The sequence below is a fragment of the Acetohalobium arabaticum DSM 5501 genome, from assembly GCF_000144695.1.
Classification (GTDB): Bacteria; Bacillota; Halanaerobiia; order Halobacteroidales; family Acetohalobiaceae; genus Acetohalobium; species Acetohalobium arabaticum.
The window spans coordinates 956,165-969,248 of the sequence record NC_014378.1 but is presented as its reverse complement, the minus strand read 5'-3'; the positions used below and the strand labels follow the sequence as shown (position 1 = coordinate 969,248).

Sequence of the window (13,084 nt, the reverse complement as noted above, 5' to 3'; positions counted from 1 at the left end):
ATTTAGTATCTATGCAGTTTCGCTAGCAATTAATTCTATAAATTCCGTAAATAAATAATGAGAATCCTCTGGTCCCGGTGATGCTTCCGGATGGTACTGTACCGAAAAGACCGGATATTTGCGGTGCTTCATTCCTTCGACAGTATCATCATTCAAATTTCGGTGTGTGATTTCAACCTCCGCAGAATCCAGAGATTCAGCCTCCACAGCAAAACCGTGGTTCTGAGAAGTAATATAGACTCTCTTCGTCCGCAGATCCTGCACCGGATGATTAGCCCCGCGGTGACCGAACTTTAACTTATAAGTGTCGCCGCCAAAGGCCAGTCCTAGAATCTGATGGCCCAGACAGATACCGAAGATCGGCTTCTTGCCGATTAATTCTTTAACCGTCTCTACAGCATAAGGCACATCTTGAGGATCTCCAGGCCCGTTGGATAACATAATACCGTCCGGTTCATACTCCATTACTCCCTCAGCCGAAGTATCAGCCGGCACTACTATTACTTCACAGCCTTCCTCTCTCAGCGAACGGCCGATATTCTTTTTGGCTCCAAAGTCCATCAATACTACTCGGTAGTCGTCACCGTCTAACCGGTAAGTCTCATCTGTCGTTACTTTACTGACTAGATCACGACCCGAAAGTCCAGGCGCCTCCTTAGCCTGTCCAATCAGTTCTTCTCTATCGGCTTCATTAGTAGTAATAATCCCCTTCATCGTACCATGGATTCTAAGCTTCTTAGTTAAGGCCCGAGTATCGATATCACTAATTCCCATAATACCGTGTTCCTTTAGATAATTCTCTAATTTATCCAAAGCCCGCCAGTTACTGGGCTGAGCACAGAATTCTTTCACAATAAAGCCGTTGACATGGGAGGTATAGGACTCTATATCATCCTCATTAATACCATAATTCCCAATCAACGGATAGGTCATTGTTACTATCTCACCTTTATATGATGCATCAGTTAAGATCTCTTGATAGCCAGTCATACTGGTATTGAAGACTATCTCTCCCTCAGCGCCTTCTTCCACAGCCCCAAAGGCCTTACCAGTAAATATAGTTCCATCCTCTAAAACTAATTTTGCTTCCATAATTTTTCCGCCTCCTTTCAGTCTACTACCAGGGTAGTTTTCCTGCTTCATTTAAAGCAGTATTAATATCTTCTCTCATATACTCCACTGCTGCCTGGGCTGCTTCTTGATATTCGTCAGCCGAAAATCTATCCTTCCAGGGTTCCCGTTGATAGGCAAAGATAATTCCCCGGGCCGAATTAACTATAGCTCCATAACCGCCATCTTTAAAAGAAGGAACTACCTCTTTAGCTCCAGCACCCTGAGCACCATAACCCGGTACTAAGAAATAAGCATTCCCCATTATTTCTCGCAGCTCTTCAGCTTCCTCAGGATAAGTAGCACCGATAACTGCCCCTACAGCAGAGAAGCCGTCTTCATCCTTTATATCTTCACCCCAGTCATTTACTAATTCAGCCATCACTTCATATATCCTCTTGTTATCCGCTTCCAAATCCTGCAGTTCACCGGCCGATGGGTTAGAAGTTCTAACCAGAACAAAGATTCCTTTTCCCTGCTGGTTACAAGCCTCAACAAAGGGGTCAATTCCATCGCTGCCGAGATAGCCGTTGACTGTCAGCGCATCAGCCCCGTAGCCGACCTCTGCTTCTTCCCAAAAGTCCACTTCACCGAGATGTCCGTCGGCATAAGCCTTGGCCGTAGAGCCGATATCATTCCGTTTAGCATCGCCGATTACTAATAGATCTTTCTTCTTGGCATATTCAATTGTCTCTTCATAGGCCTTAATCCCTTGATGGCCGTACTGTTCATAAAAAGCAATCTGGGGCTTAACAGCCGCAGCATAATCAGCTACTGCATCTATAATGCCCTGGTTGAACTCAAGAAATATTTTCCCTACTGCTTCCTTAGTCTTACCATATTCAGCCACAATCTCTTCCTTTATCTGCTCCGGAATCCTATTTAAGCGCGGGTCCAGTCCTACGCAGACAAAGCTTTTCTTCTCTTCAATCTTTGCTTTCAATCTTGTTGTAAAGTTAGACACAAAATCCTCTCCTTTATAATACCTTATTATCCTTCATCACTACTTTTCCATCAACAATAGTAACCTTCGGTCTACCTGATAATCTAAACCCATCAAAGGGACTGTTCTTTCCCTTTGAATAGAACTTATCTACATCAACCTCATACTCTTCATCCAAATCTAAAACTGTAATATCTGCTCTGCTGCCTTCCTTGAGTCTCCCGACGTCTGAATTCAGAACCTCGGCCGGATTGCTCGTTAACTTCTCCACAGCTTCCTCCAGACTGATAATCCCCGGTTTAACCAATTCCGTAATTACCAGCGGCAGTGCCGTCTCTAGACCGGAGATTCCGAAGGGAGCATCATCATATTCTACATTCTTTTCTTCGAAGGCATGGGGAGCATGATCAGTAGCAATTACATCGATTGTTCCATCAGCCAATCCTTCTTTAATAGCAGCTACATCTTCTTCACTTCTTAAGGGGGGATTTACTTTGGTATTGGTATCAAAACTAATAACTGCTTCATCAGTTAAAGTGAAGTGGTGAGGAGTAGCTTCAGCCGTTACCTCTAGGCCGCGTTCTTTAGCATCCCGTACTAGCTCTACTGCCCGCTTCGTGCTGACATGGGCAATATGGAGCGGAGCACCTGTTAATTCAGCCAGTCTAATATCGCGGGCTACAATTATATCCTCAGCCGCAGCAGGAATCGGATCCAGACCGGTTACTGTAGAATAATAGCCTTCATTAACAACGCCATCACCGCTTAACACCTGGTCTTCAGCATGTGAAATCACTGGTAGATCAAAAGCTGTTACATACTCCAAAGCCAACCTCATCAATTCCGAATTCATCACCGTCTCTCCGTCATCAGAGATACCGACAATGCCGGCTTCCTTCATAGATCCAATTTCAGATAGCTCTTCTCCTTCTAAGCCCTTAGTAATACTGCCAATAGGAAAGAGATTAACCTTACCTTCAAATTCAGCTTTCTTTATAACTGAATCAACTATCGAAGAATTATCTATCACAGGATTAGTATTCGGCATACAGGCTACGGAAGTAAAACCGCCGGCAGCAGCAGCTTCAGTTCCTGTCTTAATTGTCTCCTTATGTTCAAAGCCCGGTTCCCGTAAATGAACATGCATATCGATAAGTCCCGGCGTTACTACCTTACCGATCGCATCAATTACTTCTGCTTCTTTATCCTCAAGCCCAGAACCAATCTTCTCTATCCTTCCCTCAGCTACTAAGATATCCAGTTCTTCATTTAAACCATCGGCCGGACTGACTACCTTCCCGTTCTTAATTAGCAGTCTCTTCAATCTTCTCACCCCCAGTTAAGAGATATAGGAGTGCCATTCTGATAGCTACTCCATTGGTTACCTGTTCATTAATTACTGATTGGTCTCCATAAGCTACTTCCGGTGTAATCTCTACTCCACGATTGGTCGGCCCGGGATGCATCACAGTAACCTCGTCACCAACCAATTCCAATATTTTCTCATCTACACCGTAGAATTTAGTATACTCCCGCAGATTAGGTAGGTATCCTGCTTCTTGTCGTTCTAATTGAATCCGGAGAATATTGACTACATCTATTCCTTCTAAGCCCTCTTCTAAATCATAATAAACCTCAACATCCATCTCCTCCAAGTTGGCCGGAATCAGAGTCGGCGGTCCAACCACTCTTACCTTAGCTCCTAATTTATTCAAAGCCCAGATATTCGAACGGGCTACTCTACTGTGTTTGATATCACCTACAATAGCAATAGTCTCTCCTGCTATTTTTCCCCGTTCTTCGCGAATACTATACATATCCAACAGAGCTTGAGTAGGATGGGCATGAGCTCCATCGCCAGCATTCAGAACCGATGCATCAATACTTTCTGCTAGTAGATGCGGCGCTCCAGGCATACTATGGCGCATAATAACAGCATCTGCCCCCATAGCCTCCATCGTCTTGGCTGTATCGACCAAGCTCTCTCCTTTTACAACACTACTTGTTGATACCGACAGACTCATCATATCAGCACTCAGCCGCTTGCCGGCCAGATCAAATGATGACTTTGTTCGAGTACTGGGTTCATAAAAGAGGCTAATAATCGTCTTCCCTCTTAATGTCGGCACCTTCTTAATTGATCGGGTAAAGATCTCTTTCATTGATTCAGCTGTATCCAGAATTAACTGAATCTCTTCTCTGCTTAAATCCATCAAATCGAGAAGATGTTTATGCTTAAAACTCACATTCATCCCTCCCTAGATAATAAACGACCTTTCTGCTTAAGCCTTCTGTACTGCTTCCTCCGCTTGTACTTCATTAGCTTCCGTATCAGATTCAGCTTCTGCAGATTCCGGCAGTAAAATATTTAAACCAATTCCTACAATGGCTGCCAGCCCCATTCCTTTAAGATCAGTACCTAAACCGGGAATTGTAAATGCCAGATTGCTAATCCCGATAACTAATACTGTAGAGACAATTACCAAATTGCGATTATTGCTTAAGTCCACTTCATTCTCAATTAATGTTCTAAGACCAATAGAAGCAATCATTCCAAAGAGCAGAATAACTATTCCGCCCATTACCGCCGCTGGAATTGTTCTAATCAAAGCCCCTAACTTCTGAACAAAGCTCATACCGAAGACAAAGACTGCTGCTATTTCAATTACGACCGGATTATGAACCTTGGTAATTGCTAAAACTCCGATATTCTCACCATAAGTCGTATTCGGCGGACCTCCCAGTAAGGCTGCAAAAGCTGTTGCTATTCCGTCGCCTAACAGAGTCCGGTGCAGCCCCGGCTCTTCAATAAACTCCCGATCTACTGTCTTGCTTAAGGCCAGAACATCACCTAAATGCTCTACCATCGTTACTACTGCAATCGGTGCTATAATCAAAACTGCCGGTAGGCTGGCCGAAAATTCACTGATGCTGGGTAGTGAAAAATTAGGCAGTGCCAACCAGGCTGCCTCTTGGACTGGAGCTAAATCCACAATTCCAGCCAAGTAAGCAAAGATATATCCGGAAACAACTCCGATTAAGATAGGAATTACTTTAATTAATCCTTTGCCGAAGATACTGATTACAATGGCTACTGCTAAGGTGAAGATGGCTGTCGGTAAATGAGCAGTTGCCATATCCTTAGCTGTCGGAGCGAGACCTAAACCGATAGTCATAATTACAGGTCCTACCACTACCGGCGGTAAAAACTTTTCTAAGAAATCGGAACCTACTGCTTTAATCACTGCTGACATGATTATGTAGATTAAGCCAGCAGTAAGACAGCCCAACATTGCCCCGGGAATACCAAATGATTCTTTAGCGGCAATAATCGGAGCAATAAAGGCAAAAGATGAACCTAGATAAGCCGGAACCTTTCCTTTAGTAATAAAATGGAATATAATTGTACCTACTGCTGAAGTAAAGAGTGCTACCGAAGGATTCAATCCTGTTAACTTAGGAACTAAAACTGTCGCTCCAAACATAGCAAACATATGCTGAATTCCTAAAATTACTTTCTGCGGCAGTGCTAACTTCTCTGCTCGTAAGCTTTCCTTTTCCATTATTATACCCCCAATTTTTTTAATTACTATAGAAAAAACCTCCTTACAGCCGTGTCAGGCATAAGGAGGTTTAAATTATCTATAGAAGTTACATTTAAACCCCTTACTAGCCTCACAGGACTAATTTAAAAGGGTTCCCAATATTCTATTGTATTCCAGTTACTTCTGATATTCCATTAAGATAACTTCTTCAGCATCATCGACTTCTTTTAACTTTACTTCTACTACTTCCTCTTGGGATGTAGGTAGGTTCTTACCTACAAAGTCAGCCCTTATCGGCAGCTCTCGATGTCCCCGATCAATTAGTATAGCCAGCTGAATGGCTCGAGGTCTTCCTAAATCTATCAAGGCATCCAAAGACGCTCTTACTGTCCGTCCAGTATAGAGCACATCATCAACCAGCACAACCTTTTTATCAGTAATATCAAAAGGAATCTCGGTCTGATGAACTATCGGCTGTTGAGCCACTGTTGTTAAGTCATCACGATAAAGAGTAATATCCAAAATTCCTACTGGTACCTCTTCTCCCTCAATCTCAGTTATCTTTTCAGCAATCCGCTCTGCAAGAGGAACACCTCTAGTTCTGATTCCGATAACTGCCAAATCATCTAAGCCTTTATTCTTTTCTAAAATTTCATGAGCAATCCTAGTCAATGCCCGCTGAATACCTTCCTGATCAAGAATATCTTTTTTATACTCTAACAACTTAATTCCTCCTAAAATAAAGATCCAAAACAAAAAACCTTCTTTTCCCTGAGGAGAGTAAGAAGGTTTAAATCCAATCTATAATTCTCCTTACTAGCCTCACAGGGCTAATTTAAAGGAGCCTATTTAACTTTTTTACTTAGCTCATATAGAGTCTACCATAACTTAATCTTTATGTCAACACTTAAGTCTTAATTAACTTAATCTTATTTAGATAATCAATATTAAACTACAGCTTTTATTAATAAAAATATAAAATTTGTTGATACTAATAGATAAAGGAGTGATTAATAAATGCCTACTGATACTATAGTTCTAGAAGTAGACCCTGAACTCTGTATTAGCTGCGGTTTATGTATTGAAGAATGTCCTGCTGTCTTTGATTGGGGAGATGACGATAAAGCAGTAGCTATAGTAGATACAATACCAGAAAAAGTCCAAGGAGATGCCATTGCTGCTCAAGAAGGCTGTCCTACTGATGCAATCAAAGATGCATAAACTAAAAAAGGAGTCCGACAGCCGGGCTCCTTATAATTTATCTGTTTTTCTCACTCCGCAGTTTTTCTAATATCTGCTTTATATCCGAAGGCATTTCTGCAGTAAACTCAACCCATTTATTACGCCGCGGATGATTAAAGCCTAATTGATAAGCATGTAATAATTGACGATGCACATTTAACTGTTGTTTATTATAACCGTAAAGTCTATCTCCCACAACAGGATTATCAATATAACTCATATGAACTCTAATCTGATGGGTCCTGCCTGTCTCAAGCTTCAGCTTTACCCAGGTATAATTACCAAACCGCTCTAAAACTTCAAATCTAGTTACTGCTTGTTTACTATTCCGTTTAGTAACCGCCATCCTTTTACGATTATAGGGATCTCTACCGATGGCAGCATCTATCTTGGCTTTATTATGTTTAATATTCCCCTCAACTAAGGCTAAGTATATCTTCTCTGTCCGGCGTTCTTTAAACTGCTTAACAAGATTACGATGGGCCTGGTCATTCTTAGCTGCTACTATAGCTCCGGAAGTATCCTTATCCAGTCTATGTACGATTCCTGGTCTAATCTCTCCATTAATTCCAGACAGATTATCACAATGGTACAATAAAGCATTTACCAGCGTTCCCTGTTTATGGCCGGGAGCCGGATGAACAACTAAATCAGCCTGTTTATTAATAACAACTATATCCTCATCTTCAGCAATAACCTCAAGCGGTATCGATTCTGGCTTTATCTCAACCTCTTCTGGCTGGGGAATAATTAACTTAACTTCATCCCCAACCTGCAGACGATAACTATTCTTCTTTTCCTCCTTATTAACAGTTACTTCTCCATTATCTATTAATTTTTGAATATAACTGCGAGACAGCTCTTCATTCTGGTAGGCCAAAAATTTATCTAACCGTTGATCTACATCATTATCATCAATTATATATTCTCTTTCTTCAGACATTATAATCACTCCAATCCATCAAGTATAATCGCCCAATAAAAAAATAGACTTACTGCAATCACTATTGCTGAATCAGCAAGATTAAAGACAGGCCAGACTCTAAAATCCAAAAAATCAATTACATAACCTAATCTTACTCTATCAATCAGATTACCAGCCGCTCCGCCTAAACCTAATCCCCAGGCAATCTGAAGAATAATTCCTTCTTTCTGTGCTTGTTTATAAAAAAATAATAGTCCTAAAATAATTACTAGTGTAATAATAATAAAGAAAAGACGCTGATTATTTAATAAACCAAAAGCAGCTCCATAATTCCTAACATAAGTCAAATAGAATATATCTTCAATAATCGGTATGGATTCATGTAGTGAAAAATTCTGAACTATGACCAATTTACTTGCCTGATCTAAAATAATTACTACTACAACAATAATAAAAGCCGCTATCATATTCTCCTCCTTTGGCCTCTTATGAAAAAATCCGCATTCATTTTAACACAATTGAGTAATAAAAACAAGAGAGGAAAAGTATATTGTAGTTATTAATTATTCCTCACTATCTTCTACTTCTCCATCAACTGTCGGCTGCTCGCTTAAGAGATTCTCATCATTGTATTCTTCATCTCCAGTTGTAAAGCCTTGGTCTGTCACCCTATCTCCCCACTCAACACTGCCTTGATTCTCATCAGCATCTATATAAGCCTCTGCCTGCTTAACTGCCTCACTGATATCCGAAGGAGTATTTACAGTTCCATACTGGGCTACTGACTGCCAGCTGTCCTCCCCGTCGAAACTAATGCTTTCTGTATCATCATTGAAGGTTCGTCCAAAAGGATGCCCTAAAGGATCTTCAGCTACTGGTCGATTAGTAGTCTCCTCTTCTTCCTCTGCTTGGGCCCGATTACATTCAACACACCTAGTCGTATAAGGAATAAAATCCAGGCGCTCTCTATTTATTTCTTCCTGGCAGATATCACAGATACCATAATCACCGGTTTCTATTCTTTCCAGGGCATCATCTATCTTCTGTAATAGGCGATAGGCATTATCCTTTAAGCCTAAATCCTTTTCCCGCTCAAAAGTATTAGGCGCCTGATCACTAGGATGGTTATCATAAGTCGATAGCTCACTAGTTGAGTCTTTTAAACTGTGATGTAACCCGGTATAATTCTTATCATCGAAGCTTTCAATCTGCTCTATTATTCTTTCTCTTTCCTGCAGCAGCTTTTCTCTATAGTATTCTTCATTATACTCTGTCATCGTTTATCCTCCTAGTTAGATTATTGGAATTCACTAACTAGTCTTTGTAGCTTTTCTGAATTTATTCATTATAAATTCTGCTTTACAATCCTGACCAAGCGAGCAATATATTCACCGATCAGCGGTAAATTTAAATCAGCCATCTTAAATAAAATAGAAAGAAAGATTGCACCTAATAAAGTTGCACCTACTACCACTCCCAATCCGCGAGCCAGCCCGGCTAAAAAATTTACATAGAGCATTCTTTTCGGCGATCTAACCATTTCAATATATTCAGCTACTCCCATTTTATGAAAATCTCCAATTAATTTCATTAAACTCTCTTTAAGCTCTATAATTGTCTCTTTATCCAACTCCTCTTCAACCTCATCATCCTCTTCCCATTGCTTATTGCTCATAATTTTTCCTCCTTATCAACCAGCCTATCTATTCTTATTATATTAACTTAAATAATGTCTATTCTAATTTACAAAAGAAAAAAATGGCCTAGCGGCCACTCTTCTATTGATTTAACTCTATGCTATTTTTTGCAGTAATATTGATATATTGTTGCAGTTTAAAGTTGATATCTTGCAAACGCTCCGAAAATCAGCCCTAATCAACTAGCAATAAACTAATCTTAGAGATACAATTAAAAAAAGAACCTACTTTATATGTTAATTATTTTCTCTTATGGGGCTGCTTTAAAGTCGCTTGTTGCAAGATATCAACTACATTGTGCAAAATTATCTGAAGAAGCGTTTAAAACCAAATTAATGAAATTTCTGTGCTACAAATAGTCAATATGTGTCCAGAGCGACTCTTAAAACTGACTCGAAACCACGGATGGTGGAGAGTCAGTTTTTGAGAGTGAGTGAGACAGGATGTCGAACGAACGGCAAGCGGCGGATACATATTGACTATTACTGCAATATCATAAAAGTACAAAACTGCAACATTATATCAATTTAATTCTACATTATAATTAGTTAGTCCGCATAAGCTCCTCTAATGTCTCTAAAGTATAATCAATCTCTTCGGCGGTGTTGAAGTAACCGATACTGAAGCGTAGAGTTCCTTCAGGAAAGCTGCCGATAGTCTTATGGGCTAAAGGAGCACAATGCAGCCCGGAACGAGTCATAATACCGTATTCATCATCCAGTCTAAAGCTTAACTGACCTAAATCGAAATCAGCTACATCTATAGAAACTGTTGAAGTCTGCAGTTTAGTATCTTTAGGTCCATATATCTTAATTCCCTCAATTGCATCTAAACCCTGTAAAAGTCTATCAGTCAATTCCAGTTCGTGCTCTCTTATCTTCTTTAACCCTTGCTCTTTAATAAATTCAATCCCAGCTTTTAATCCTGCTAATCCTACAGTATTCATCGTACCGCTTTCAAATTTATCCGGTAAAAAGTCAGGCTGATATTCTTTATCAGAGATGCTGCCAGTACCACCTTCAATCAACGGCTCCATCTCTTGAGCTACTTCTTTACTAACAGCAAGTCCACCAGTTCCTGTCGGTCCCAGCAAACCTTTATGACCGGTAAAAGCTAAGACATCCAGCTTTAAATCAGCAAAATCAAGATCATAAATCCCTGCTGTCTGTGCTGTATCCAAAATAAAGTATAAACCATGTTTATCAGCAATCTTTCCTAGCTGCTGTACTGGAGTTAAAGTCCCTATTATATTAGAAGCATGAGTTGTAACTAACAGCTTAGTATTATCGCATACTGCTTTTTCTACATCCTCTGGATCTAAAATCCCTGCTTCATCACAGGAGATATAATCTACTTCAATAATTCCGGCTTCTTCTAATCCCTTAAGCGGTCTAACTACTGCATTATGTTCAATAGAAGTAGTAATCACATGATCGCCCTCACTTAATAAACCCTTAAGAGCATAATTAAGACCATGAGTAATATTATGGCTAAAGATAATCTGTTCTGATGAGTTTACATTAAAAAAATCAGCAAAAGCAAGCCTAGTATTCAGCACTATCCGACTTGCCTGAAGTGAACATTCATAGCCGCCGCGGCCAGGACTGCAGCCAATGTTAGTTAAGTAGTTATTCATAGCTTCTAATACGTTATCCGGTTTAACGCGAGAAGTAGCAGCATTATCTAGATAGACTTCTTTCATAATTTATACATCTCCTCACTTAATATTTTTGAGCGAATGTTCTTAAGATAATTCTAGAAATAATTATATCTTTTTTCACAACTTACGTCAACAACATATTATTATTTATTATAATTTTAATAAATGAAACTTATTTTCGCAACAAATATATGCTTATAATTCTATATAATACCAAATATATATAAATAAATCTTATATTTAATATCATAATTACTTAACTTTTTAACTTATCTATGTTATAATAATCATGATTAGATTAATAATGAAAGGTGGTGATTAAATTAAATACAACATATAATGATTAATTTACCTTTTTAATAATAAACTACTATCTTTAACAAGGAGTGAACAAAAAATGAATAACAGAAAAGGAATTATCTTTACCGGTGCAGTCATCGGTGTTTTAGCAGGATTACTTGTTAAATTCGGCAATCCAGTAAATATGGGAATCTGTGTTGCCTGCTTTATTCGAGATATTGCAGGAGGGATGGGACTACATAGAGCTGGAGTAGTTCAATATATTCGTCCAGAAATCATAGGCTTTATTCTCGGAGCATTTATTATCTCGTTAGTTACTAAAGAATTTGACGCTAAAGGTGGTTCTTCTCCTTTCATGCGTTTTGTACTGGCAATGTTCGTTATGATTGGAGCTTTAGTCTTTTTAGGCTGTCCGTTAAGAATGGTACTCCGCTTGGCTGGAGGAGACTTAAATGCTATTATAGGAATTTTAGGCTTTGCTGCTGGAATTATCATCGGGGCCCAATTTATTAAGAAAGGCTTTACTCTCGGTAGAGCTTACCAGCAGAATCAAACTAACGGCTATATCCTGCCTATCGTTGCACTTATTTTATTAGTTTTTGTAATTACAAAACCAAGCTTTATCTTATTTAGTTCAAAAGGTCCAGGAGCTATGTACGCACCGATTATGATTTCTTTACTTGCAGGCTTAATCATTGGTGGTCTAGCACAGAGAAGTAGAATCTGTATGGTAGGCGGCATTCGAGATCTTTATTTAATCAAAGATCCACATTTAATTATCGGTTTTATCTCAGTCTTTGTTTTCACCTTACTAGTTAATTTAGGATTTGGAAACTTCCAATTGGGTTTTGTTGGTCAGCCTGCCGCTCATACTGATGGACTCTGGAACTTCTTAGGTATGTTACTTACCGGTTTTGGATCAGTCCTATTAGGCGGCTGTCCACTAAGACAAACCATCTTAGCCGGAGAAGGAAATATTGATTCAGCTATTACTTTTATGGGCTATTTATTTGGAGCAGCTATTGCCCACAACTTCGGACTAGCAGCTACACCAAAGGGAGTTAGCATAAATGGTAAGATAGCTGTAATCGTCGGTATTATCATCGTTGCTGGCATCGGTTTCTCTAAAGCTAAAAACTTCACCTTAACTAAAGGAGGAATTAGCCATGGCCAATAAAGAAGTAGACACTAGAGGACGGTCCTGTCCTGAACCAGTAATTATGACTAAACAGGCAATCCAAGAAATTTCTGAAGGAGAAATTACAGTCTTAATTAATGAAGAAGTAGCTAAAGAAAATGTAAGCCGCATGGCAAGGAATTCAGGCTGTAGTGTAGAAGTAGAAGATAGTGAGGACGGCTATCGACTACTGATTACAAAGAGGTGATTAAAAATTAAAGATACTTTCTGTGTTATAACTTTTCACTCTACCCATTTAGCTTTAGAATTTGAACGAGTTGTCAAGAAAGAAGAAATAAAGGCTAAATCTATTCCTGTTCCGAGACAAATTAGCTCTTCCTGCGGAATAGCCGGTAGATTTGAGGAAGAAAAATTGGAAGAGATAAAAGATATCTGCCGGAAATATGATATAGATTTTGAACAGATTTATAGGGTTTATCAGGATAAAACGAAAGAACCTGAAGAATTAGCATAAATAAAAAATC

15 protein-coding genes are annotated in these 13,084 nt (G+C 39.4%); 4 read left to right on the top strand and 11 right to left on the bottom strand.

What is annotated here, in order from left to right; all coding sequences use genetic code 11:
- Positions 1-9: 9 nt before the first annotated feature.
- The 6 genes from carA to pyrR all read right to left on the bottom strand — a co-directional run bounded on the left by carA (position 10) and on the right by pyrR (position 6,321).
- Complete coding sequence (gene carA / locus acear_RS04755) at positions 10-1,092, bottom strand: glutamine-hydrolyzing carbamoyl-phosphate synthase small subunit (RefSeq protein ID WP_013277878.1); 1,083 nt, start codon at positions 1,090-1,092, stop codon at positions 10-12.
- A gap of 25 nt (positions 1,093-1,117) precedes the next feature.
- Positions 1,118-2,074 carry an orotidine-5'-phosphate decarboxylase gene (gene pyrF, locus acear_RS04750; protein WP_013277877.1) on the bottom strand — a complete coding sequence of 319 codons (957 nt, stop codon included), beginning with the start codon at positions 2,072-2,074 and terminating at the stop codon, positions 1,118-1,120.
- Positions 2,075-2,087: 13 nt separating this feature from the next.
- Complete coding sequence (locus acear_RS04745; RefSeq protein WP_013277876.1) at positions 2,088-3,377, bottom strand: dihydroorotase; 1,290 nt, start codon at positions 3,375-3,377, stop codon at positions 2,088-2,090.
- Positions 3,358-4,299 carry an aspartate carbamoyltransferase catalytic subunit gene (locus tag acear_RS04740; protein ID WP_013277875.1) on the bottom strand — a complete coding sequence of 314 codons (942 nt, stop codon included), beginning with the start codon at positions 4,297-4,299 and terminating at the stop codon, positions 3,358-3,360. Before acear_RS04740 ends, acear_RS04745 begins: the two co-directional genes overlap by 20 nt.
- A gap of 36 nt (positions 4,300-4,335) precedes the next feature.
- Positions 4,336-5,616 (bottom strand): uracil-xanthine permease family protein, encoded by a 1,281-nt coding sequence (locus tag acear_RS04735; protein WP_013277874.1) that lies wholly within the window; start codon positions 5,614-5,616, stop codon positions 4,336-4,338.
- A gap of 159 nt (positions 5,617-5,775) precedes the next feature.
- Positions 5,776-6,321, bottom strand: coding sequence for a bifunctional pyr operon transcriptional regulator/uracil phosphoribosyltransferase PyrR (gene pyrR / locus acear_RS04730; protein ID WP_013277873.1), 546 nt, complete (start codon positions 6,319-6,321; stop codon positions 5,776-5,778).
- A 294-nt stretch (positions 6,322-6,615) separates the two neighbouring features.
- On the opposite strand from pyrR, the gene acear_RS04725 reads away from it, so the two are divergent.
- Complete coding sequence (locus tag acear_RS04725; RefSeq protein WP_013277872.1) at positions 6,616-6,819, top strand: ferredoxin; 204 nt, start codon at positions 6,616-6,618, stop codon at positions 6,817-6,819.
- Positions 6,820-6,856: 37 nt separating this feature from the next.
- Here acear_RS04725 and acear_RS04720 read toward each other — a convergent pair whose 3' ends face one another.
- The 5 genes from acear_RS04720 to acear_RS04700 all read right to left on the bottom strand — a co-directional run bounded on the left by acear_RS04720 (position 6,857) and on the right by acear_RS04700 (position 11,164).
- Positions 6,857-7,783, bottom strand: coding sequence for an RluA family pseudouridine synthase (locus acear_RS04720; RefSeq protein WP_013277871.1), 927 nt, complete (start codon positions 7,781-7,783; stop codon positions 6,857-6,859).
- 5 nt (positions 7,784-7,788) lie between these two features.
- Positions 7,789-8,232 (bottom strand): signal peptidase II, encoded by a 444-nt coding sequence (gene lspA, locus acear_RS04715; protein WP_013277870.1) that lies wholly within the window; start codon positions 8,230-8,232, stop codon positions 7,789-7,791.
- A gap of 96 nt (positions 8,233-8,328) precedes the next feature.
- Positions 8,329-9,042 carry a TraR/DksA C4-type zinc finger protein gene (locus acear_RS04710; RefSeq protein WP_013277869.1) on the bottom strand — a complete coding sequence of 238 codons (714 nt, stop codon included), beginning with the start codon at positions 9,040-9,042 and terminating at the stop codon, positions 8,329-8,331.
- Positions 9,043-9,110: 68 nt separating this feature from the next.
- Positions 9,111-9,440 carry a DUF5665 domain-containing protein gene (locus tag acear_RS04705; protein WP_013277868.1) on the bottom strand — a complete coding sequence of 110 codons (330 nt, stop codon included), beginning with the start codon at positions 9,438-9,440 and terminating at the stop codon, positions 9,111-9,113.
- 566 nt (positions 9,441-10,006) lie between these two features.
- Positions 10,007-11,164, bottom strand: a complete 1,158-nt coding sequence (locus acear_RS04700; protein WP_013277867.1) for an aminotransferase class V-fold PLP-dependent enzyme — start codon at positions 11,162-11,164, stop codon at positions 10,007-10,009.
- Between the two features lie 355 nt (positions 11,165-11,519).
- Here acear_RS04700 and yedE point away from each other — a divergent pair, with 355 nt between their 5' ends.
- Genes yedE through acear_RS12915 form a run of 3 tightly spaced genes read left to right on the top strand, consistent with a single transcriptional unit; the run spans position 11,520 to position 13,074 of the window.
- Positions 11,520-12,599 carry a YedE family putative selenium transporter gene (yedE, locus tag acear_RS04695; protein WP_013277866.1) on the top strand — a complete coding sequence of 360 codons (1,080 nt, stop codon included), beginning with the start codon at positions 11,520-11,522 and terminating at the stop codon, positions 12,597-12,599.
- On the top strand, positions 12,589-12,807 hold the full coding sequence (locus tag acear_RS04690) for a sulfurtransferase TusA family protein (RefSeq protein ID WP_013277865.1): 219 nt from the start codon (positions 12,589-12,591) through the stop codon (positions 12,805-12,807). Before yedE ends, acear_RS04690 begins: the two co-directional genes overlap by 11 nt.
- A 6-nt stretch (positions 12,808-12,813) precedes the next feature.
- Positions 12,814-13,074 carry a putative Se/S carrier protein gene (locus acear_RS12915; protein ID WP_013277864.1) on the top strand — a complete coding sequence of 87 codons (261 nt, stop codon included), beginning with the start codon at positions 12,814-12,816 and terminating at the stop codon, positions 13,072-13,074.
- Positions 13,075-13,084 lie beyond the last annotated feature (10 nt).